2 protein-coding genes are annotated in these 1,451 nt (G+C 59.3%); both read right to left on the bottom strand.

Annotated features, from left to right (window positions below; genetic code table 11):
• Positions 1 to 112: 112 nt before the first annotated feature.
• Positions 113 to 763, bottom strand: a complete 651-nt coding sequence (locus ACOCD2_RS19795) for an AAA family ATPase (RefSeq protein WP_419583754.1) — start codon at positions 761 to 763, stop codon at positions 113 to 115.
• A complete protein-coding gene (locus ACOCD2_RS19790; protein ID WP_293885262.1) occupies positions 760 to 1,335 on the bottom strand; it encodes a hypothetical protein in 576 nt (191 codons plus the stop codon). Before ACOCD2_RS19790 ends, ACOCD2_RS19795 begins: the two co-directional genes overlap by 4 nt.
• Between the last annotated feature and the right edge of the window lie 116 nt (positions 1,336 to 1,451).

The raw sequence follows: 1,451 nt of genomic DNA, 5'->3' as shown, positions 1-1,451 counted from the left end.
CTATTGCCGCATCTCCAGTTACCTGCAGACCATGGCAAATCAGGGATACAATCCGCTGGTCGCCATTCAAATGGCCTTTTCGGGACAGCTCTATGCTGATAGGGGTGAGTAGTTACTGCCAGGGAATACAACCGATCAGGGGGATTTCCTCCACCAGCGCCGGCAGGCTGTCGACATAGTCGCCACAGTTTCTCAGCGAGGTATGCACAGCGTGTGCCGAAGCCACCTGCAGACGCTCCACTTCCGGTGCGCCCACCTTGTTGAGAATACAACCCAGAACAGGCACATGACGCTTTTCGAAAGCACGGGCGACCAGCCCCAGGTGTCGGGCCAGCCGTTCCGGCGTTTCACCCGCCGGCGCCGCCACGAAAATCACCTGGGCACCCAGGTTTCTGGCAAGCGCTGCATTCACCGGACCGGCATAATCACCGGCGTTGTCGGGCGCCACGCCCTCGATGAGCTGTATGTCCACATCATCGGCAACAGCCTGCTGGAAACCGATTACCCGTTCCATCAGACCGTCCTCGCCATCATCGTCCAGCAGACGGTGGGCTTCGGACAGACTGATAGGATCAGGATGGTCGAGGCCAAGCATCTGGCGGGCAATGCCGATGGTGCGGTCTTCATTGCCGTCTTCCACCGGGCTGATGGGTTTCATCAGCCCCACCCGAGCACCCGTGCGTTCCAGCCCGTGATAGATACCCAGCAGCACGGATGTGATGCCTGCACGGCGTGATATGGGTGCCAGCAATATACGGTTCATGGTGATTCTCCTGCTATCAGCGATACGGCGCCCCGCGCCAGTATGACCTCCTCATCGGTGGGTATGACGCGCACATCGGGCGCATTTTTCGGTGATATCCGCCCATCACTGTCTTCGCCGTGCATCTCGTTTTTCTGTTTATCCAGGACAAAGCCCAGCGGCTCCAGCCAGGCCAGGGTGCGTTTCCGGACCAGCACGCTGTTTTCACCGATGCCACCGGAAAACACCAGTGCATCCAGTGGTGCACAGGATACTGTCAGCGCGGCAACAGATTTTGCCAGGCGGAAGCAGAACACTTCGATGGCAAGTTCCGCCTGCCGGTTGCCGGTCCGGGCCGATTCCTCCAGGGTACGCATGTCATTGCTCAGCCCCGAAAGCCCCAGCAATCCGCTCTGATGGTTGAGCAGTTCGTCCGTCTCTTCCGGGCTATAGCCCATGTGTTCGAGTAAATGCAGGATCAGCCCGGGATCGAGATCGCCACTGCGTGTCCCCATGACCAGGCCTTCCAGGGGCGTCAGCCCCATAGTGGTATCCACGGATCGCCCCCGGCGGATGGCGCAGGCACTGCACAAGCGTGTCTTCGGCCTCGTGATAGATTTTGGGACATCCCAGTCCCCAAAATCGACTCGGCCTTTGACAACCTATTGGTGCCCCAGCCGTCCTGGTCACCAAGCACTACGCAACAACT

Origin of the sequence: Thiolapillus sp. (assembly GCF_048562965.1) — a bacterium.
GTDB lineage: Bacteria > Pseudomonadota > Gammaproteobacteria > Chromatiales > Chromatiaceae > Thiolapillus > Thiolapillus brandeum_A.
Note: the sequence above shows the minus strand (reverse complement) of the source record. Positions and strands in the feature narration are given on the sequence as shown.

Excerpts from the sequence above, each read along its gene's own strand:
- ACOCD2_RS19795 (WP_419583754.1), bottom strand. The coding sequence starts at position 763 with ATGAACCGTATATTGCTGGCACCCATATCACGCCGTGCAGGCATCACA.